Genomic DNA, 1,619 nt, shown 5'->3' with positions numbered 1-1,619 from the left:
ATTCATGGGAAACGTCACGAATTAACCGGCGCTGCTTCTCCGCCAATGAATGGATCTCTTTGGTCATGTGGTCAAAATCTCGCGCGAGTTCATTAAATTCTCGCGTATTCGATTTCAACTCATCTACCACACTGACATTGAAGTCACCATTAGAAAGCTTCTTGCTCGCCTCTCTCAATCGGTCCAAAGGCTGCTGTAGATTACGCGCCATCAGCAATGAAAACAGTGCCAATATCACTCCAGCAATCACAACCTTTAGAATAGAAAAATAAAGAATGAAATCATGTGCCGGGTGTAATTGGTGTGGCAATTGGATCATCAAGCTGTTATTGCCAACCAAAGGGATGCTAAATATTGGGCGACTTACTCGACCTTCTAGTTGCTCGTCCAAGCTTCTTTTGAATTTTAATTTGAACTCAAAGTGAGGGTGCATCATGCGGTGCGTCAACGGATGTTGGTTTTCGTCGAGCACGAATAGATAGAAGTGTTGTGCATTTGCCCAGTCAGCCAGTTCATCCATGTCGCCTTCCTCAATGAGGATATTTGCCTGATGAGCGAGCTCTAGCATTTCAACTTTTACACTCGCTGGCACTTTAAGCATGGCTTTCACCAAAGCTTGTTCTGCAACCGCTTGAACAGCCAAAATGCTAATGACAATAGCCGTCATATAACTAAAGAGCTGGAAAGCAAGACTGTCTCTGCGCTTAGCGATGTAGGATGGGCAAACGAACTTCATTAACTCGTTACCGCTTCAAGGTAGCTGTAGCCTTTCCCACGAAACGTTTTTATATGCTGTTTGGACAAGCCAGCTTCCACTAATTTTCGACGAATATTGCTGATGTGCATATCTAGATTGCGATCAAAAGGGCTGAGCTCTTTCTTCAAAACTTGGGTCTGTAGTTCAGCTTTAGAGATGACAACACCTTGTTTTTTCACCAAGTAGCAAAGTAGTTCCGCTTCCGTGCCAGTCAGAGGCAAGCTGTTCAACTGGCCGCTGATACTTTGAACCGTATTACACATCGCTTGCCTCTGGCGCTCTAACCCTACGCGGCGAAGAATTGCTTTTATACGCATCAACAGCTCTGCAACGTTAAATGGCTTACCGATGTACTGGTCAGCTCCCGCTTGATAACCATCTAACATTGAGTTCTCATCATTGAGCGCAGTCAGCATCAAAATCGGCGTGGCAAAACGTTGGCAAATACGACGAGCAACTTGCATCCCGTTTAAGTTTGGTAGCATTACATCAAGGAGAACGAGATCAACTGGTGTTTTTTCCATATACTGCAATGCACTCTCACCGCAGTGTACCGATGAGACCGTGTAGCCTTCTTCTTGCAGCACAGTTTCTAACAGTTCGCACAACGGAACGTCATCATCAACGATCAAAACTCGAGACATTACCAACCACCATTAAATAAAAATGATTCGCATTCTATAACTCATTTGCAAATTAAACAACCATAGTTTTTATGGTTTTTATTTCGGTAAGTGGCTCAAAAAACCACCTTTTAGCAAGTTTCTCCGTATCCGATTCGTCCTACATAACGCCTTAAAAAATCAGTACGTTAAACTCGTTACTTTGACAAAACTTTCAACGATTCAAGTAACGCATAATA

Annotated in this window: 2 protein-coding genes; both read right to left on the bottom strand. The window is 43.3% G+C overall.

The window, feature by feature from the left end:
- Nucleotides 1–736: histidine kinase sensor domain-containing protein (locus AC4MRV_RS22065; RefSeq protein WP_491189406.1), on the bottom strand; the 736-nt coding region annotated here is incomplete at its 3' end.
- Entirely contained in the window at nt 736–1,401 is a 666-nt protein-coding gene (locus AC4MRV_RS22060) for a response regulator transcription factor (protein ID WP_491189405.1), read from the bottom strand. The genes AC4MRV_RS22060 and AC4MRV_RS22065, both read right to left, overlap by 1 nt.
- Between the last annotated feature and the right edge of the window lie 218 nt (nt 1,402–1,619).

The sequence above is a fragment of the Vibrio sp. genome (assembly GCF_984391705.1).
The sequence above is the reverse complement of the archived record's forward strand: the minus strand, read 5'-3'. Positions and strand labels throughout refer to the sequence as shown.